Here is a 19,747-nt window from a genome sequence, read left to right as displayed (position 1 = left end):
TTTTAGTTATTGTTATTTTTGAATTGGTCTAAAATTTTCTTTAGAGCAGAAGTTTGGTCTTCTCTTTTTTTGATGATTTCCTTTAATTTTTTATCATCTTTCTCTAGGTCTCGGGGAGGTTTTTTATCATCTTGTTTTTGCATTATTAGTTAAATTTTTGAACTGTTATGTGAACTAATTAATGATAAAATTGAGGTTTGAAGAAAAAATAACAATTACAAAGCATGTACATACTTGCTCACCTGTATTACATTAGTAATACAGGGCGAGTTAACTTATTGTTAAATAGTGCTTTAGGTAGTGAAAGTTTTTATGGAATTGCCTGTGTGAAAACCTGTGTTTCTGGCGAAAAACATAGGGTGCCATTAAGAAAATATTAAATATTTTCTAGAAAAGTAGTTAAATTAACTTGGGTATTATTTAAACCAAGTTTCTTTCTAAGGCGTGTTCTGGCCACGTTTAAACTGTTAGTAGATTGTCTGGTAAGCGTACAGATTTCTTTAGAGGTAAGATTCAATTTTAAGAAGGCACAAATCTTTTTTTCGTTGCTCGTTAAGTTAGGAAAGCGCTCGTTTAAACGCTCGTAAAATTCATTATACACTTGATTAAAACGGACTTCAAACTCATCCCAAATGGCATCGTCTTTAGCGGTTTGAAGATCCATTATAATTTTCTGGATATCTTTTTGGTTTTCCTTTTTCATATCGCGTTTAAGGGCAATTAAGCGTAGAGAAATTTCACTAATAAGTTCGTTCTTTTTAATTAAATACATCACATTAGTAGTTAAATCTTTACTTCTGGTTTCTAGCTCTTGTTCAAGATTTAATTTGCGAAGAGATAATTCTTTATTTTCTAAATCGACTTTTTCTGTAAGTAATTTTTGGTTTTTTGCTTTGGTTTTAGAGAGAAAATATAGTGTAATAAAAATTAAACAGCCTAATACCAGTACAATGGCAATGATGATATATATGAATTGTCTTTTTTGAATTTGGGCTTCCTTCTCTTGGACTTCTTTATCGAATTTAAATTGCATTTCTGCCTCTGTAATTTTTCTGTGAACTTCGCTATTAGATAAACTATCTTGTAGCGTAGAGAAGGATACATGATAATTATAGGCTTTTTGGTAATTGTTTTGTAGTGCGTTGGTTTCGCTTAAAATAGATAAAATTTGTGCTCTTGCTCGGCTAGCATTTGCTTCGCTACATTTTTGAAGACCTAACTCTAAATACTTTTCCGATGTCGTTAAATCGCCTTTGGCTTTATATAAATTTCCTAAATGTTGATACGATTTACATTGCCCGAAATTGTCTTTTTCCGATATTCTTAAGTCTAAAGATTCATTAAAATAGCCTTCGGCGAGATCGTATTTATCCATCTTTAAATAAATAAGTCCGATATTCGAATTAATGGAAGCTACCGTTTTGCTGTCTTCTGCAGTTTTACTAAAGGTAGATGCCTTGGTGTAGTATTCTAAGGCTTTATTTAAATTTTCTTGGTTATCGTAAATAATACCAATGTTATTTAGAATTTGTCCTTTGTAATTTGCCTTTTGTTTAGTGCTTAATTCAGCACTTTTGTCAACCATTTCAAAAGATTTATTATAATTCAATAAAGCATCTTCAAATTTAGATTGGTAAAAATGGATTAAAGCAATGTTATTCAGACTTTTTACGATACCCTTTACATCATCCTGTGTTTCATAAAATTTTAAGGATTGTAATACATGACTCATGGAAATATCCAATTTCCCTTTCATAAGGTACACGATTGCCAAGTTAGAATTGCTTTTTGCAATTAAACTATCACTATCTGATTTTTCCGCATATACTAGGGCTTCTTTATGAAAGAAAAGAGAAGAGTCTAAATTTTTAGCATTATAATAATCTCCAATTTTATGTAAAATATTAACCTTGTCTGTGTCTTTTGTTAGGTTATTATATACTTGTTTTAAACTATCTATGTTTTGAGCAGTAGTTATTGTACTGAAAGCAAGGAAACAGAAGTAGATATATAATACAGTATGTTTATAAAATTGGGAATGCATAGATTAAAAAGGGTTCTTTACAAAGAAAAGTCTTTTAAAAAAACTAAACAATTTAAATTGTAGTTTCTAAAATTTCAAAATTATTTTTTAGAAATATACCATCTAAGGAATGGCTATTTGTGGTGATTTTTTTGCTTAAAATCATATTATTAGGCATTAAATTAGTGTATTGTTTAAAAATATGCTTTTAAAACATAAAAGTGTAATTTAAGTTGTGTTTTAATGTGTGATTCGTAAAAAAATAGAGGTAAAATTGATGATTTTATGATTTAACTCTTGTTTTTATTCTTGATTTTTAAATGATTTATCTTGATTTTGTTATTCTTTATTTAAGTTTAAAATACTGAAAATAAGTTAATTATGTTTTGTGTCTATTAAAAATCATCTTGATTTTTTAATAATATTTTTCTTTCCCTTTAAATACCAAATACATTTGAATATCACAGAATAAAGTGAAACAAATAACTAATTAATAAACCAAACTGTATGAGAAAATTTACTTTAAAGTTACTTCTTGTTTGTATGGCATTAAGCTTTTGGGGCTGTAATGATTCAGACGATGGTAATTATGTCAATCCTATTACAATTTATGAAAAAATAAATGGTAGTTGGAGTTTGATGAATTTAAAGATGGTTGATGAATTTGCTAAGTCGAACGCCATAAAACCAGACGAGCAAAACTTATCTACTTTATTTAATTACGACACTTTTCAAATTAACTTTAATGTAGATGGAAATATGAATCCAACTACATACGAAGTTATTGGAGATGTTCCTCCACTTTTCGAGCCAAGCGGATTTTGGTCTTTGAGCGACCTTTTCCAGCAAACTAATGGTACACCTTTGTTAATTCATTTGTTTAAAGATGAATCTAGAGTTGAAAAAACAGACGATTTAAAAGTAATCTCTGTCCCTGGTAGTAATCGCGAAATGCAAGTTCAGCTTGTACGTGTTGCCGACGGTGTGGCCTTTGTTTCTTACACATTTAACTTAACAGCTAACAACTAAACTTATGAAAAAGACTTTACTATACGTTTTACTAATAGCTTTTTCCTTGTCGTCTTATACGATTAAAGCACAGGTTGAAGCTGGAGATGTTGGCAAAATATGGTCGTATCCTGTTATTTATAATTATAATGAGGAAACCACCTGGTATTTCGATTTGGTAAATACCAGTTTTGCAGAGGCCCAAGACCTTTATATTTGGATTTGGTCTCCATCTGAACCGGATGCTGGAAATTGGGAAAACTCATCAGATTTTGCAAAATTAAAGTATGAAGGGGACATGGTTTGGAGTTTCACTTTAACACCAACAGACTATTTTTCTGTAAGTGCAGACGATATTGCCGCTAGTGCTGGGTTTTGGTTTCGCCTTAAGGACAAAACAGGAAGTATGCAATCTAGTGTATCGCAAGTGCCTTACACGCCTTTCGATTCCTTTTATTCGGCTAACGAAATGATTAGATCGTATCCTGAAAAACCAACTTTAACAAGTGGTTTAAGTATTTTATTTAATGCTAACCTAGTAGATGGATTTGAAGGTGTATCAAGTGTTCATTTTCATAGTGGTTTAAACGATTGGGAGGTATTACAGGAATATCAAGCATGGGTTCCCGAAGTTGTAGAAAAAACTAAATTAAAAGATTTAGGTAATGGTTTCTATAGAATGGATTTAATTCCTTCAGAGTATTATGGTACCCAAGAAGGGTATTATGACGGGTATATTATGGAAAAAATTAACTTCTTGATGGTTGCCAAAGATTGGGTAGCAAACTCTGGAGACCAAGTTTTATTAGCTGCAGAATATGTGCAACCGCCAGATCCTGAGTTTAGATTCTTTCCTTTAAATATCAGTCAGAAAGACTTTTTAGGGATGAGTAGAATTAATAATGAGCGCGGTGTTACTATGCTTAAGTATAAAATAACTGCAGGACCTAAAGTAATTACAGGCGAATTTTCTGGCGGTACTTCAGAAATTAAAGGCTTTGTAGATTTAGTTTCGGAATTATATGGTATTACAGGATTAACACAAATACATGTAATGGTTACCGATAATAATGATCGACTTATTTCCGATACCGTAATGCCTTTAAAAAACGTAGAGTAATTAAGTTACTCAATCATCACTAAATTTTTGATTAGAATGAATATGAAAAAACAACATATATGCTCTACCTATACTTTAACTTTAAAATGGTTAAGTGTATTGAGCTTAGTGCTTATGGTCTCGGTAGAGATGTATGCACAGGATAAAAAAACAATAGAAGGAACAGTTGTAGATAGTAATCAGGAGCCTTTAATAGGTGCCACGATTATAGAATCTGGAACTCAAAATGGAACAACAACAGATTTCGATGGTCATTTTAGTATAACTGTAGAAAATGGAAGTCAGTTAGATATTTCTTATGTCGGATTTGTTACACAATCGTTAGTTATAAGTAATGCAACAAGTTTACCACTAAGCGTTATGTTAGAAAGCGATACCTATGCCTTAGACGCTGTAGAGTTAGTGGCTGTAGGATATGGCTCTATGCGAAAATCAGATCTAACTGGTGCTATTTCTTCGGTAACTTCAGACGACTTTTTACAAGGTAACGTGTCTTCTACAGAGCAGGTATTACAAGGTAAAGTATCCGGATTGGTTATTAGTAAAGATACTGGCGACCCTAGTGTAGGGGCATCAATGAGACTAAGAGGAGGAACTTCGTTAACAGCAAGTAATAATCCGTTAGTAGTTGTAGATGGTGTTGCTGGAGTAGATATCAATACGGTGCAACCGTCTGATATTAAAACCATGGATGTATTAAAAGATGCATCAGCTACGGCAATTTATGGTTCTCGTGGAGCAAATGGTGTTATTATGATTACAACTAAAAGTATTAAAAAAGGTAAATCTGTAACCTATACGGGTTTAACAGGTGTAAGTAATGCAGCCAGTCACTTAGATATTTTATCCGCAAATCAATGGCGTGGCTATGTTAGAGATAACAATGTTCAAGATGCCATAGATTATGGAGCAAATACAAATTGGCAAAAAGAGTTGGAACAAACAGCTTTGTCGCAATCGCATGTATTAAGTTTTAATTCAGGAGGAGATGGTAGTGGGCTTCGCGCTTCAATTTCTTACTTAGATAAAGAAGGAATAATAAAAGAATCTGGTCTAGAACGTCTTAGTGCTAATTTAAGCGGGCATCAATATGCATTTCATAACCGGTTAAAATTTGATGCAGGCTTATTTGCAAATATAGATAAATGGCATCCTGTGGATTATAGTATTTTCGAACGTGCTTTCAATTTAAATCCAACAATTCCTGTACGTGATGCTAATGGTGATTTTACCGAGGTAGGAGGTACCTTAAATGAAAATCCTGTAGAAATATTAACGAACAGAATTGCAGATAGTAAAAAAGATCGTTTACTGGGTTACTTTAAAACAGAATTCGATTTCTTCAACGATTTTAAAGCAACTGTTAATATGTCTTTAGAAAATAATTCTACAAAAAATAGTTTCTACAGACCCTCTTATGCCGTTATTCAAGGACGTCCAGAACGGGGTTATGGTCAGAAAACTTTAGGAGAATATACCACCATGCAGTTGGAAACCTATCTAAATTATAATAAAAATGTAGGTAATCATTACATTGGTGCTATGGCTGGGTATTCGTATTTAGATAATACTTACGACGGCTTTGGTGCACAGCGCGCTGGTTTCGACACCGATTTATTTGGATACAATAATTTAGGCGCAGGGCAAAATTACAGATTAGGAGATGTCTATTCTTATAAAGGTAATTCTAAATTAATTTCTTTCTTTGGAAGAGTTAATTACTCGTACGATAGTCGATATATGATCACGGCTACGGTAAGACGCGATGGATCTAGCCGTTTTGGTGACAACCATAAATGGGGTGTGTTTCCTTCTGCTTCTATAGCTTGGAATATAACTAATGAAGACTTTGCAAACAATTCGTCTTGGTTAACAACTTTAAAATTACGTGCGGGCTATGGGGTTACTGGTAATCAAGATGGTATTGGAGAATATAAATCTCTGGCAATATTAGGTGTAGGAAGCGATAGTTATTACGATCCGGCTACCGATAGTTGGAAGTTGGCCTATTCCCCAACTCAAAACCCAAATCCAGATTTAAAATGGGAATCTACCGCGCAAGCAAACATTGGTATCGATTTTGGCTTTTTTAATAGAGTTAGCGGATCTTTAGAGTTTTATAATAAGTTAACGAGCGATTTACTATACACCTACCAAGTACCACAACCACCTTATTTAGTAGGTACTATGCTTGCCAATGTGGGTGAGTTAAGTAATAAAGGGTTTGAATTGTCTTTAAATGCCGATATTATACAAGGTTCAGATTTTACATGGAATGCAAACGTAGCATTATCTAGTAATAAGCAAATCATAGAAAAGTTATCTAATCAAGTTTACGAAACCGATGTTATTTACAGTGGTTCATTACATGGACTATCTGGTATGTCTGGACAGTTTTCTCAAGTTATTAAGGAAGGTTATCCCGTGGGAACGTTTTGGGGTAAGAAAAGTTCTGGGTTAGACGACAATGGTGAATTTATATTAGCAGACGAAGATTCTGTGCTTGGCGATGTGCAACCAGATTTTACCATCGGGGTCGGAATGAATTTTACATATAAGAATTTCGATTTAGCACTTTCAGGTTATGGCAATTTTGGCCAAAAGGTATTAAATGCTACAAATATGATGCTTAACGACCCTAATCGCTTGCCAACATATAATGTAACAGACGACTTTTTAAGTAGCGGTATTACTTCGCCTGCTACGTACTCTGGATATTGGATAGAGGATGCCTCTTTCTTTAGGTTACAAACACTTTCTGTGGGGTACAACATACCTACAAATGTCAATTCAAGCTGTGGAATGCGCGTTTATTTCTTGGGAGAAAATTTAGCAGTGTTTACAGATTATAGTGGCGTAGATCCAGAAGTAGGTTTAACTGGTTTAGATAATCCAGGAATAGATAGATTTAATAGTTACCCAAGACCGAGAACCTTCTCCTTTGGGCTAAATATTACACTTAAAGATTAAGCTACAGGATAACGAATATTAAAACAGAATCAAATGAAAATTAAAATAAGTTTATTATTACTTGGTGGAATTCTATTCTCTAGCTCCTGCACTAATTTAGATGAAGAGTTATACGATAGAGTTCAGGATAACAATTTTGGGCAAACCCCTAAAGAAATTGAAACTCTAGTAGGTGGTGCCTATTCCTCTTTAAGAGGGTTTGCAGACGAAATTTCTAATAATTGGCCTGCCAGCGAATACGTGTTTTTTTTGAATGAAGTAGCTTCAGATGAAGCCATTATTCCTACACGAGGTACAGATTGGTACGATGGCGGACAATATATTCAAGCACATAGGCATACTTGGGATGCTCAAAATAAGATGATCTTATCGGCATGGCGTTATAATTATGCTGGAATTTCAAAAATTAATTCCATCATTTATCAAATCGATAAATCTGGACTAACAGAAGATGCTAAAACCCCTATTTATGCCGAATTAAGGGCTGTTCGAGCCTATTACTATTATAATTTATTAGATCTTTTTGGTAATGTGCCAATCATTACAGATTTTGAAGATTTAGATTTACCTTCAAATTCAACTCGAGCAGAAGTATTCCAATTTGTAGAGCAGGAGTTGTTAGAAACTATTCCGTATTTACCATCGGGGAAAGTATACTCTAAATTCACCCAGCATGTTGCAAATGCCATATTAGCACGCCTTTATTTAAATGCAGAATCTTTTATTGGAACACCGCGTTGGCAAGATTGTATAGAAGTCTGCCAAAAAATATCGGGGTATACGCTAGAACCAGACATCTTCGCAAATTTCGCAACAAATAATGAAACCTCTGGAGAATCAATTTTAGCTATTCCGTATGCCAACGATGCTGGTACCTTAGGAAATTATATGAGCTCGATGTCTTACCATTACTTGCAACGCTTCGCGGTGTCTCCAACGGGAGATTACCCGTGGTCGGCAAATGGTATGTGTGCAACGCCTGGCGTATATTCTACTTTTGAGGATGCCGATAGACGGAAAGCAGCCATGCTACAAGGCGATCAAATTAATTTAGCAACAGGATCCGTAATTATTATGGATAGCGGAGAGCCACTATCTTATACAGAGGATGTGTCGAATTTAGAAGATTGCAAACAAAACGAAGGCGTACGTTTAAATAAATACGAAATTAATGCAGGCGACCAATGGGAGCGTGATAACGACTTTGTTTTAATTCGCTACGCAGAGATCTTAATGATGCAAGCCGAGTGTTATGTACGTTTAGGTTCGCCAGATTTAGCGCGTCCATTTATAGATCAAATAACAGCAAGGGCAGGAGTAGAAACACCTGCAACTATAGATCTAGATTATTTAGACAAAGAGTTACTTCGTGAGTTTTTATTTGAAGGTAAACGCAGAACAGACAATATCCGTTTTGGAACGTTCTTTCAGCCGTGGTGGGGTAACCCGAATGCTACGCCAGCGTACAGAGCTATCTTTCCAATACCACAACAAGAACTAGATAAGAACAGTAATTTACAACAGAATCCTGGATATTAATAGTAAGTCAAGTTAACCTTCTATACACTTTGTTTTTTAGAAATAGTCATAAAAAATAGAAGGTTAGCTTCTTTTAACAGTAATGTCTTTTAAAATATTTAAACATGAAAATAGCCCTATTTAAGCAACTCCTAACTTGTTTATTTGTTGTAGTTAATATTAACTGTAGTGACGATACTTCCGATACAAAACCTCAGAAAGAAAATGACGAGCTGGAAGTATTAGATGCCGTTCCTGTTTCTAAAACTAATAAAATGAAAGTATATATGCACTACATGGCTTGGTTTGAAACTAACGAAAGCAGTGAAAATAAACAGTGGGGCTATCATTGGACTATGGCAAATAAAAATCCAAATAACACAGATGCTGATGGGAAACGAGAAATAGCATCGCATTATTATCCATTAATTGGTCCATACCACTCTGGTGATAAAAATGTTATTGAAAACCATTTGTTGCTTATGAAATATGCTGGAATAGATGGCATTTTAATAGATTGGTATGGTACGTATAATCTTAATGATTATGCCCTGGTTAAAGAAAATACCGAACAAGTTATCGCCATGTTAGAAGCAGTTGGATTAGAATATGCGATTGTTTATGAAGATCGATTTCTTCAAAATATAGTAGATGCTAATTTGGCTCCTACTGTAGAAAGTGCAGCTAAGCAAGATATGCGATATATACAAAAGAAATACTTTTCAGATGTAAATTATATTCATTTAGAAGCTAAACCTTTGTTGCTTAATTTTGGACCAATTACTTTAAAATCACCAGAGGCTTGGACAGATGTATTTAGTGTTTTAAATACTAAACCCACTTTTTTAACCTTATGGAATCAATCTTACGAGGCCGGTGAAAATGCGCAAGGGGAATATGCATGGGTGTACCAAAACAATAATTTTTTAAGCGATTTTTACACCACTTCATTTCCTAAATTAAAAGTAGGTATGGCAGCAGCTTATCCCGGTTTTGAAGACTTTTATAAAGAAGGCGGAACAAACACAGATATTGGTTTTACCATTTCGCATAATAATGGCGCTACCTTAAACGAAACATTAAGTTTAGCAACACATGTAGAAGCAGATTATTTGCAATTAATTACCTGGAATGATTTTGGAGAAGGCACCATGTTCGAGCCAACACAAGAGTTTGGTTATAGGTATATAAATACGGTAAAACAATTTACGGGTGTACAGTATTTTGGTCAATTTTTTGAAAATATTGGTGAGTTATTTCAATTAAGAGAATCAAAAAAGAGTAATGTGAAAATTCAAAAGCAATTAGATCAGGCGTTCTATTATTTTGTATCCATGCAGCCGGATAAAGCCATAAAAATATTAAATGAAGTAGAATAAGGTTTCAATCTTATTAAAGTTTATAACATGAAAAAAAACAGAAATCAATTATATCTCATAGCTTTAGGAATGTTGCTATTTGTGTCTTGTAGCGAAAAACAACAGGATTTAGAAGTGAGTTCTCCCAATACTAAAAACACCTTAAGTTTTTATTTAACAGAGGCCGGGGTACCCGAATATAAGTTAACATCTAACGGAGAATCGATTATAGAACCTTCCAAACTAGGTTTTGAATTTCAAGAAGACGAACCTTTAACCGATGGTTTTAAAATTATAAGTACAGAACACCATACGGTTAATGCCCGTTGGGAACAACCTTGGGGCGAATTTAAAACCATTACAGACCATCATAACGAAATGGTTGTGCATTTACAGGAAACAAAAGGACAACAGCGGTTAGTAGATGTGGTGTTTAGAGTGTTTAATGATGGTATAGGATTTCGATATAAATTTCCGAAGCAACCTCATTTAAATAAAGTAAAAATTGCTAACGAAATAACGGAATTTACTTTTCCAGAAGAGCATAAAGTATGGTGGATTCCTGTACATTCTGAAAATAGTTATTACGAAAGTTTTTATAGAAAAACGGCAATAAGTAAAACAGATACCATAAACACTCCAGCAACTATTGAAACGAAGAGTGGGAAGTATTTGGCAATTCACGAAGCCAATTTAACTGACTTTGCTTCTATGACCTTACGGAAAACAAAAAATAATCAATATACAAGTGAGTTGGTGCCTTGGGCAGATGGTGTAAAAGTATATGCCGAAACCCCTTTCGAAACCCCTTGGCGAACTATAATTGTTGCAGATAAACCTGGCGACCTCGTAACTTCTACATTAATGCTTAATTTAAATGAACCTTCAAAAATAGACGATTTATCTTGGGTAGAACCTTCAAAATATATCGGTATTTGGTGGGGTATGCACTTAGAAAAGTATACGTGGGGACAAGGCGAAAAACATGGAGCGACTACAGAGAATACAAAACGTTATATCGATTTTGCAGCCGAGAATGGTTTTGACGGCGTTTTAGTAGAAGGATGGAATAAAGGCTGGGATGGTGATTGGACTGCCGACGGTACAGCATTTAGCTTTACAGAAACTTATCCAGATTTTGATATTGAAGCTATTTGTAATTATGCCGCTAAAAAAAATGTTAGACTTATTGGGCATCACGAAACAGCAGGAGCTGCGGCACATTACGAAGACCAAGTAGAGGATGCTTTTAAGTTGTATCAGAAAAATGGTGTAAATGCTGTAAAGACAGGTTATGTAAATAAGTATTTAAACAAAAAAGAATGGCACGATGGACAATATGGAGTAAGGCATTACAGAAAAATTATAGAAACCGCAGCAAAATACCATATCATGATAGATAATCATGAACCGGTTAAAGGAACGGGGTTGCAACGTACTTATCCTAATTTAATGACACAGGAAGGTGGACGCGGACAGGAATATAATGCATGGTCTGCAGATGGAGGAAATACCCCAGAGCATACTACTATATTACCATTTACACGTATGCTATCTGGACCAATGGATTTTACGCCAGGTAACTTCGATTTCGATTATAAAACCCCTCAAAACGCTATGGTTCAAACAACATTAGCAAAGCAACTGGCATTATACGTTATTTTATTTAGTCCGCTACAAATGGCTAGCGATTTACCAGAAAATTATGAAGGTAAACCCGAATTTCAGTTTATAAAAGATGTACCAGAAGTTTGGTCGCACACCAAAGTTTTAGATGCTAAAATAGGAGAGTATGTTGTTATGGCAAGACAAGATTGGGACGAAAATAGTTGGTATTTAGGAGCAATTACCAATGCTGAATCCAGAACACTTACAATTCCTTTAAGCTTTTTAGACTCCGGTAAAACTTACGAAGCAGAATTGTATACAGATGGTGAAGATGCTCGTTATAAAACTAATCCCTATCCCGTAATAATGGCTAATAAAACATTAAACCAAGGCGAAACTCTAACCTTACATTTGGCTCCAGGAGGTGGTGCAGCAGTTAGGTTTGTACTAAAAGATAAGAACTAATATTTTAGTGTTTATAGTGTTAATTTCGTTAGTATTTTGTTTGTTTTAATGAAAAGACCCAAAGTTAAGTTGGGTCTTTTTTAGTTGCAAATTTTTGTCAATAGTACAATTTAATATAAGAATAGAGTCAAAAAGAAGAGCCTTAAAATGATTTCATATTAGAGATTCATTTTTAGTTGCTAGTTGCCTAAAAACTTATAAAATAAAAAATACGAATCCTAAAAATCTATTATCAATTTCTTTTAAGGAAACTGGGGCTATTGAATTTTAAGCAGCTTTTAAAAAACTAACTTTTGGAACTGGTAGTTGGATGGAAAATTTTTATTTTATAGCTTTAACTGCATAGAGATGTGTTTTTAATAGGTTTTAATAGCCATAATCTTATCTTCAAAACTATCTTTACAAAGCGATCGACTTTTTATACGAGTTTTATAAGTGTAAATCGTTGCGATAGATAATTCTAGAAATTCTGCCAATTGGTTACTATCCTGAATGCCTAACCTGTACAAAGCAAAAATGCGAAGCTCTGTGTTTAAAAGTTCATTTTGTTTCAAAATCACCTGTTGGTCTTCTGGGAATAACTTGTTGTAATCTTCAATATATGAAGGGAATAATTTTAAAAACACTTCGTCGAAATGTCTAAATAAATCTTCGCGTTCTTTTTTTATACTGTACCTATTCATTACTCCTAAAATTTCATCGGGTTTTTAGAAATAACTTTTTGGATGGTTGCTTTTTGAATAGAGTCTATTTTATGTATAAAATTAGAAGTAACAGTTAAGAAATAAGTGATGTATTCTTGTTTAATAGCATCAGATTCACGCAAATTAACGTTCATTTCTTTTAGTTTTTCGTTGGTTTCGAACAGCGCTTTACGAGAAAGATTTTTTGCACGTAATTGCTTGAAAATTATAATAAAAAAGATGATAATTATTATTGCTAAAATGGCCAAAAGCGCCACAATTTTTTCGAGTTTACTTTTTTGGCTTTTAACTTTAAGTAGTTGTGCGCCTTCAATAATGGGTAATATGGTAGATATTTCAATTTTTCGATGTCTCGCATTATAAAATGTAGCATCGTCCATAGCTAAAGTAACGTAGCGGTTAGCACGATTTAAATCCCCTTTTAAAAATAATTCATTTGCTAAATTTCGTAAAGCTACGGTTTCTTTGGTGGCATTTTTTATGTCGGAAATTGCTGCTAAAGTTAGGTAGTCTATAGCTTTATCTTTATAGCCACGTTCAGAGAATACATAAGCTAGGCTAGAAGTAGCGATTCCGTAAAACTCTGGGGGTAAATTGTAATTGTTAATCCAATAATTAAAAGCAAATTCAGCCCCTTTCCAATCTTGCCGTTTCATACGTTTTAAACTTTCCGTAGCCCAAAAACTATTAGAATTGGGTTCGGCGTAGCTTATTGCTTTATCTAGATATTGGTTTCCTTTTTTATGTAATTAATACTAAATCTGGGATCTTTGTTATAATCTGCTAAATCGTAAAAGGAACGGGCTTTAACAGCGTAATATTCAAATTTATATGGTTTTGGTAATTTGTTAACGTTTATGCTGTTTAAAGTGTCTATAGATTCTTTAAATAAACCAGACGAAAGTAGAACAAAACCTTCTTTAATTTTAGCTCTAGAGAGTAATAAAGAATCGTTTAATTGCATGGCTGTTAATTTGGCCTTTTCCAAAAAATAATATGCAGAATCGTATTTAAACGAACGGTATTCTGTAAATAAGGATAAATAGGTTTCGTATAAGTTTTCTGTATCATCAGTAACATTATATTTTTCTACTTCGTGTTTTAATAGGTTTATTTTAGCATATTTTTCTTTTAGATATTGATCCTTTTTTAATAGTGTTTCTTCTAGTTTGCTAAGAATACTTTCTGTGTTTTGACCAATTCCTTCAAAGCATAAAAAAAGATTAGTAGACTTAATAAATAGCGCATTTTTAAATTATAGGGGTTAAACGACTACAATATTATAATTTTATTTATTTTTTAGCTTTCAGATTAGCAATATAGTAAAATTTAAGTTTGGAATAAACCTATAATTATTTAAAAGTTTATTAAAAAGGAAATGAAAATAGTCAGTATAAACTAGAAGTATCCTTAAAAGAACGTTAAATCTAAAACGCTTCATTTTTTTTCATTAAATTTGTTGCAATGAAAAGTCCTTTCCATAAAATATTAGCTATAACGATGTCTTTTGTCGTATTGTTTTCTACGTTTTCGTTTAGTGTAGATATGCATTATTGTGGAGAAACTTTAGTAGACGTAGCTATAAATAAAGATGCTATTGGTTGTGGTATGGAAGAGCTGCAGGCGCCGCCTTTAAAAAGCGCTATTTCCAAAAAAGGATGCTGTACAGACCATAAAGTGGTTGTAAATGGGCAAGATGAATTAAAATCTGTGCCTAGCCAGTTAACGCTCGATCAGCAATTGTTTGTAACGACGTTTGTCTATACTTACCAATCGCTATTTGTAGCTTTACCAAAACAAATTATTCCCTTCCAGGCGTATTCACCGCCTTTGCTCGTCTCCGATATACAGTTGGAGTACGATACTTTCTTAATCTGATTTTTATAACAATTACCCGTTATCCTCTACAATTATGTTTTTAGGATAAGTTTCTGTGTACCAATTGGTAGGCGGATTTCAATGGTTTTATCATTGTTTAATTGTTTAAAAATGCAGTCATGCTAAATAAATGCATTAAATTTTTAATAGAAAATAAATTAGTAGCGGTTTTAATGCTCGCCTTATTTATAGGTTGGGGAATTGTAAATTCTCCTTTTGGATGGGATACCGGGTTTTTACCGAGTGATCCTGTAGCTGTAGATGCTATTCCCGATATAGGCGAAAATCAACAAATTGTATATACCAAGTGGGATGGACGTTCCCCTCAGGATATAGAAGATCAAATCACCTACCCATTAACCACCACTTTATTAGGGATTCCTGGCGTAAAAACTATTAGAAGTTCCTCTATGTTTGGGGTGTCTAGTATTTATGTCATTTTTGATGATGATGTTGAGTTTTATTGGAGTAGAAGTCGAATTCTTGAAAAGTTAAACGCCTTACCTAGTGGTTTAATTCCGGATGACGTAAGCCCTAGTTTAGGGCCAGATGCCACTGGTTTAGGCCAAATATTTTGGTATACTTTAGAAGGTCGAGATCCCGATGGCAATGTCACAGGAGGATGGGATTTGCAAGAACTTAGAAGTATACAAGATTACTACGTAAAGTATGCCTTGTCGTCGGCAAGTGGCGTATCGGAAGTCGCATCTATTGGCGGGTATGTTAAAGAATATCAGATAGATGTAAACCGTGAGTTAATGAAGCAATATAATATTTCGCTTCAAAACGTGGTTAAAGCTATTAAAGCTTCAAATCAGGAAATTGGTGCTCAGACTTTAGAAATAAATCAGGCCGAGTATTTGGTGCGCGGATTAGGATATGTTAAATCGATATCCGACTTAGAAAATGCGGTGGTTACAGCTACAAATTTTAAATCTATCCGCATAAAAGATATTGCCCATGTTAGTTTAGGGCCAGAAGCCAGACGTGGGATTTTAGACAAGGAAGGTGCCGAAGTGGTAGGCGGGGTTGTCGTAGCGCGATATGGTGCAAACCCTATGGAAGTGATTACCAATGTAAAGCAAAAGATAGACGAATTGCACGATGGTTTACCTTCTAAAACTTTGGCAGATGGTACGGTATCTCAACTAACAGTCGTTCCGTTTTACGATAGAACGGTCTTAATACAAGAAACCTTACATACTTTAGACGAAGCTTTAACTTTAGAAGTCCTGATTACCATACTTGTTATTATTGTAATGGTTTTTAATTTAAGAGCCTCAATTTTAATTTCCGGGTTATTACCTGTTGCCGTTTTAATGGTTTTTATTGCTATGAAATTCTTTGGAGTAAGTGCCAATATAGTGGCTTTATCCGGGATAGCTATAGCCATTGGTACCATGGTAGATGTTGGTGTTATTTTATCGGAAAATATTATTAGGCACCTCGATGAAAATACCGATGGGAAGCCTATAAACGAAGTGGTGTATCAGGCCACTGCCGAAATTTCGAGTGCCATTATTACTGCGGTCATGACCACCATTATAAGTTTTATTCCCGTATTTACCATGGTGGGTGCCGAGGGTAAATTATTTCGTCCGTTGGCATTTACTAAAACGATGGCTTTAACGGCTTCTATTATTGTAGCTCTATTTTTAATCCCTCCATTTGCAGCTTTTGTGTTTAGAAAACGACCAGTAAAAAAAATGATTGTGGGTATTATCAATATCGGATTAATAGCATTGGGTTTATGGGGAATATTTAATGGATACTTTATTGGAGGTTTATTGGTGGTTTTTGGCGTTTTAGGGTTTTTAAAACAACGATATCAGTGGTCAGATTCTCGAGTAAACACGATTCAAACTAGTTTTGTAGCGATTGCCATTGTAGGGTTATTAGCCGAATATTGGCGCCCTTTAGGAGTTTCGAACAGTATTTTTGTTAACCTTATTTTTGTTTCGATAATCTGTTTCGGATTACTAGGATTCTTTACTGTTTTTAGACGCTATTACACCCAGATTTTAAGTTGGGCTTTAGCGAATAAAGCTTTGTTTTTAATGATTCCTACAAGCTTGGTGATTTTTGGCGTGTATATAATGAAAAACACCGGCAAAGAATTTATGCCATCTTTAAACGAAGGTACATTTTTGCTTATGCCAACTTCTATGCCGCATGCTGGGGTAACCGAAAATAAACGTGTGCTTCAGCAGTTGGATATGGCTGTGGCCAGTATTCCTGAAATTGAAACCGTGGTGGGAAAAGCGGGTAGAACAGAGTCTGCTTTAGATCCTGCGCCCTTATCGATGTACGAAAATATTATTCAGTATAAACCTGAATATATGTTAAATGAAAACGGTAAACGTCAACGTTATAAAGTAAACGATGATGGCGAATACGTGTTGAAAAATGGCATGTCCTTGCGAGCGGATCAAACAGAAGCTTGGCAAACCCTTAATGCAAAGCAACAACTTATTCCTGATGATGACGGTGAGTTTTATAGAAACTGGCGACCAGAAATTAAATCGGCAGACGATATTTGGAATGAAATTATTTCGAAAACACAACTCCCAGGGGTCACTTCTGCACCAAAATTACAGCCCATAGAAACCCGATTGGTCATGCTTCAAACAGGAATGCGTGCGCCTATGGGAATTAAGATTAAGGGGCAAGATTTAAAACAAATTGAAGCTTTTGGCAAAGCTTTGGAACCTATTTTAAAAGCAGCCGAAGGTGTTAAAAAGGAAGCGGTTTTTGCCGATCGTATTGTAGGGAAGCCGTATGTGTTGATAGATATTGATCGTGAAAAATTAGCACGGTATGGCATATCTATAGAAACCGTTCAAAATGAGTTAAAAGTTGCGGTGGGTGGTATGGTACTTACACAAACCGTGGAAGGTCGCGAACGGTATGGTGTACGTGTACGGTATCCCCGAGAATTACGGTCTAGTCCAGACGATTTAAGTGGTATTTACATTCCGGTAGAGCAGGGAAGTCCGGTGCCTTTAAGCGAATTAGCAAACATAAATTACGAGCAAGGTCCGCAGGTTATTAAAAGTGAAGACACCTTTTTAGTAGGGTATGTATTGTTTGATAAACTAGATGGCTTTGCAGAAGTAAATGTGGTAGAACATGCGCAACAATTAATAAAAGATAATATTAAAAACGGTGCATTGGTGGTGCCTAAAGGAATTACGTATCAGTTTACCGGAACCTATGAAAATCAGTTACATGCCGAAAAAACATTACAAGTGGTTGTGCCTTTGGCATTATTAATTATACTGCTGATTTTGTATTTTCAGTTTAGATCGGTTTCCACATCCTTAATGGTATTTACAGGAATTTCTGTAGCCTTTGCCGGAGGTTTTATTATGATGTGGTTATACGGACAAGGTTGGTTTTTAAACTTTAATGTGTTTGGAGAAAACTTACGCGATTTATTTCAGATGCATCCTATTAATTTAAGTGTGGCTGTTTGGGTAGGATTTATTGCGCTGTTTGGAATCGCAACCGATGATGGTGTAGTTATGGCAACCTATTTAACCCAAACTTTCGAAAAAGAGAAACCAAAGGATATTAAACAAATTCGACTAGCAGCAATACGGGCAGGTGAGAAACGTATTCGTCCGTGTTTAATGACCACAGCAACAACTATTCTAGCCTTATTGCCCGTATTAACGTCTACAGGTCGGGGAAGCGATATCATGATTCCGATGTCTATTCCTGCTTTCGGGGGGATGATTATAGATGTGACATCTTATTTTATTGTTCCCGTATTATTTAGCTGGAGAGAAGAATTAAAAGCGAAAAGAATGCAATCTAAATTAGAATATAACTCATGAAAATAGGTAAAACATATAGGCTACACAGTGTTGTTTTGTTGATTTGTGCTTTTGGAGCAATTAGTTCGCTTCAGGCTCAAGATTTAAATGCCTTAATTCAAATGGGCTTGGCAAACAACACAGCTATTGAAAATGCCGATTTACAATACAAGTTGGCTGTCGAGAAAGGTAATGAAGTACAAGTTATCCCGAATACCGAATTTAGCATGGGGTATTTTGTAAGTGAACCAGAAACGCGAACAGGACCACAAGTATTTAAGGCTTCGGTAAAACAAATGTTACCCTGGTTTGGCTCGATAACGGCACGCGAACAATATGCCTCTTCGCTGGCCGATGCCCAGTACGAAACTATTGCCATTGCTCAACGCAAGTTAGTTATGTCTATTTCTCAAAATTATTACGAATTATGGGCTATAAAGGCTAAACAAGAGGTCCTACAAGAGCAAATAGAACTTTTAAAAACCTTTGAAACTTTGGCGCTAACCAGTATAGAAGTTGGGCAGGCTTCAGCAGTTGATGTGTTAAAATTGAAAATGAGACAAAATGAAATTCAAGAAAAAATGGAGGTTTTAAAACAGGATTATTTAGCGCGTCAGACTTTAATTAATATGGATTTAAATCGAGAAAAAGAGGTTGCTATTGTAATTCCTTCAGACATAGAAATACCTAGCGAACCTGATTTGCAGATAGAATCTATAAATAGTTTACATCCCGAATTGTTGCAATTCGATAAGTTATATGAATCTGTACAGCAGTCCTATGCATTAAACCAGAAAGAGCGTGCCCCTATGATTGGTTTCGGACTGGATTATATAACGGTACAAGAACGTCAAGATATGAGCATAGCCGATAATGGGAAAGATATCGTGATGCCTATGGTGTCTGTTTCTATTCCTATTTTCAATTCAAAATACAAATCAAAAGCGATTCAAAACGAGATTCAAAAGGAAACTTATAAAACACAAAAAGCAGATAAAAAAAATAGTCTAACAGGAGTATTAGACACCGCAGAGAAACTTAGAAATGCGGCAAAAATTAGTTATAAAACGCAACTTGAAAATCTAGAGCAAGCAAAACATGCACAAGAGATATTGTTAAAAAGTTACGAAACAGGAATGATAGATTTCGATGATGTTTTAGATATTGAAGAGTTGCAATTAAAGTATGATGTAAACCGCATAGAAGCGGTAAAAATGTATTATAGACAACAAGCCATAATAAATTATTTAACCCAATAAGTAGAACCTATAAAACTT

Annotated in this window: 12 protein-coding genes and 1 pseudogene; 9 read left to right on the top strand and 4 right to left on the bottom strand. The window is 34.6% G+C overall.

The annotated features are described in order from the left end of the window. Positions 1 to 2 precede the first annotated feature (2 nt). Both A9D35_RS18650 and A9D35_RS03645 read right to left on the bottom strand, forming a co-directional pair. Positions 3 to 143: a hypothetical protein gene (locus tag A9D35_RS18650; RefSeq protein WP_159427036.1), complete on the bottom strand. Its 141-nt coding sequence runs from the start codon at positions 141 to 143 to the stop codon at positions 3 to 5. 233 nt (positions 144 to 376) lie between these two features. Then, positions 377 to 2,044: a tetratricopeptide repeat protein gene (locus A9D35_RS03645; RefSeq protein ID WP_066219176.1), complete on the bottom strand. Its 1,668-nt coding sequence runs from the start codon at positions 2,042 to 2,044 to the stop codon at positions 377 to 379. Between the two features lie 486 nt (positions 2,045 to 2,530). Here A9D35_RS03645 and A9D35_RS03640 point away from each other — a divergent pair, with 486 nt between their 5' ends. The 6 genes from A9D35_RS03640 (at position 2,531) to A9D35_RS03615 (ending at position 12,070) form a co-directional block, all read left to right on the top strand. Continuing rightward, positions 2,531 to 3,052 (top strand): DUF5004 domain-containing protein, encoded by a 522-nt coding sequence (locus A9D35_RS03640; protein ID WP_066219173.1) that lies wholly within the window; start codon positions 2,531 to 2,533, stop codon positions 3,050 to 3,052. 4 nt (positions 3,053 to 3,056) lie between these two features. After that, positions 3,057 to 4,151, top strand: coding sequence for a hypothetical protein (locus tag A9D35_RS03635; RefSeq protein ID WP_066219170.1), 1,095 nt, complete (start codon positions 3,057 to 3,059; stop codon positions 4,149 to 4,151). Between the two features lie 42 nt (positions 4,152 to 4,193). Beyond that, complete coding sequence (locus tag A9D35_RS03630; RefSeq protein WP_141675465.1) at positions 4,194 to 7,121, top strand: SusC/RagA family TonB-linked outer membrane protein; 2,928 nt, start codon at positions 4,194 to 4,196, stop codon at positions 7,119 to 7,121. A gap of 33 nt (positions 7,122 to 7,154) precedes the next feature. Further along, a complete protein-coding gene (locus tag A9D35_RS03625) occupies positions 7,155 to 8,660 on the top strand; it encodes a RagB/SusD family nutrient uptake outer membrane protein (RefSeq protein ID WP_066219162.1) in 1,506 nt (501 codons plus the stop codon). Positions 8,661 to 8,764: 104 nt separating this feature from the next. Further along, on the top strand, positions 8,765 to 10,018 hold the full coding sequence (locus A9D35_RS03620; protein WP_066219160.1) for a glycoside hydrolase family 99 protein: 1,254 nt from the start codon (positions 8,765 to 8,767) through the stop codon (positions 10,016 to 10,018). Between the two features lie 27 nt (positions 10,019 to 10,045). Then, positions 10,046 to 12,070, top strand: coding sequence for a glycoside hydrolase family 97 protein (locus A9D35_RS03615; protein ID WP_066219156.1), 2,025 nt, complete (start codon positions 10,046 to 10,048; stop codon positions 12,068 to 12,070). A gap of 356 nt (positions 12,071 to 12,426) precedes the next feature. On the opposite strand, the gene A9D35_RS19390 is transcribed toward A9D35_RS03615, so the two are convergent. Together A9D35_RS19390 and A9D35_RS19805 are read right to left on the bottom strand one after the other, a co-directional pair. Continuing rightward, on the bottom strand, positions 12,427 to 12,753 hold the full coding sequence (locus A9D35_RS19390) for a DUF6377 domain-containing protein (RefSeq protein ID WP_066219153.1): 327 nt from the start codon (positions 12,751 to 12,753) through the stop codon (positions 12,427 to 12,429). 5 nt (positions 12,754 to 12,758) lie between these two features. Then, positions 12,759 to 13,888 (bottom strand): annotated as a pseudogene (locus A9D35_RS19805) (SusR-related protein). A 350-nt stretch (positions 13,889 to 14,238) separates the two neighbouring features. Here A9D35_RS19805 and A9D35_RS03595 point away from each other — a divergent pair. The 3 genes from A9D35_RS03595 to A9D35_RS03585 all read left to right on the top strand — a co-directional run bounded on the left by A9D35_RS03595 (position 14,239) and on the right by A9D35_RS03585 (position 19,729). Further along, complete coding sequence (locus tag A9D35_RS03595) at positions 14,239 to 14,652, top strand: HYC_CC_PP family protein (protein ID WP_066219145.1); 414 nt, start codon at positions 14,239 to 14,241, stop codon at positions 14,650 to 14,652. 119 nt (positions 14,653 to 14,771) lie between these two features. Further along, positions 14,772 to 18,491 (top strand): efflux RND transporter permease subunit, encoded by a 3,720-nt coding sequence (locus A9D35_RS03590; protein ID WP_066219143.1) that lies wholly within the window; start codon positions 14,772 to 14,774, stop codon positions 18,489 to 18,491. Beyond that, entirely contained in the window at positions 18,488 to 19,729 is a 1,242-nt protein-coding gene (locus A9D35_RS03585) for a TolC family protein (RefSeq protein WP_066219140.1), read from the top strand. The genes A9D35_RS03590 and A9D35_RS03585 overlap by 4 nt, the downstream gene beginning before the upstream one ends. The last annotated feature ends 18 nt before the right edge of the window (positions 19,730 to 19,747 follow it).

Source organism: Formosa haliotis, from assembly GCF_001685485.1.
Lineage (GTDB): Bacteria > Bacteroidota > Bacteroidia > Flavobacteriales > Flavobacteriaceae > Formosa > Formosa haliotis.
The sequence above is the reverse complement of the archived record's forward strand: the minus strand, read 5'-3'. Positions and strand labels throughout refer to the sequence as shown.

What these genes read in the sequence shown, in the direction of transcription:
- A9D35_RS18650 (WP_159427036.1), bottom strand. Translation starts at nt 143, where the DNA reads ATGCAAAAACAAGATGATAAAAAACCTCCCCGAGACCTAGAGAAAGAT.
- A9D35_RS03590 (WP_066219143.1), top strand. Translation starts at nt 14,772, where the DNA reads ATGCTAAATAAATGCATTAAATTTTTAATAGAAAATAAATTAGTAGCG.
- A9D35_RS03645 (WP_066219176.1), bottom strand. Translation starts at nt 2,044, where the DNA reads ATGCATTCCCAATTTTATAAACATACTGTATTATATATCTACTTCTGT.
- A9D35_RS03585 (WP_066219140.1), top strand. Translation starts at nt 18,488, where the DNA reads ATGAAAATAGGTAAAACATATAGGCTACACAGTGTTGTTTTGTTGATT.
- A9D35_RS03625 (WP_066219162.1), top strand. Translation starts at nt 7,155, where the DNA reads ATGAAAATTAAAATAAGTTTATTATTACTTGGTGGAATTCTATTCTCT.
- A9D35_RS03595 (WP_066219145.1), top strand. Translation starts at nt 14,239, where the DNA reads ATGAAAAGTCCTTTCCATAAAATATTAGCTATAACGATGTCTTTTGTC.
- A9D35_RS03620 (WP_066219160.1), top strand. Translation starts at nt 8,765, where the DNA reads ATGAAAATAGCCCTATTTAAGCAACTCCTAACTTGTTTATTTGTTGTA.
- A9D35_RS19390 (WP_066219153.1), bottom strand. Translation starts at nt 12,753, where the DNA reads ATGAATAGGTACAGTATAAAAAAAGAACGCGAAGATTTATTTAGACAT.
- A9D35_RS03630 (WP_141675465.1), top strand. Translation starts at nt 4,194, where the DNA reads ATGAAAAAACAACATATATGCTCTACCTATACTTTAACTTTAAAATGG.
- A9D35_RS03615 (WP_066219156.1), top strand. Translation starts at nt 10,046, where the DNA reads ATGAAAAAAAACAGAAATCAATTATATCTCATAGCTTTAGGAATGTTG.
- A9D35_RS03640 (WP_066219173.1), top strand. Translation starts at nt 2,531, where the DNA reads ATGAGAAAATTTACTTTAAAGTTACTTCTTGTTTGTATGGCATTAAGC.
- A9D35_RS03635 (WP_066219170.1), top strand. Translation starts at nt 3,057, where the DNA reads ATGAAAAAGACTTTACTATACGTTTTACTAATAGCTTTTTCCTTGTCG.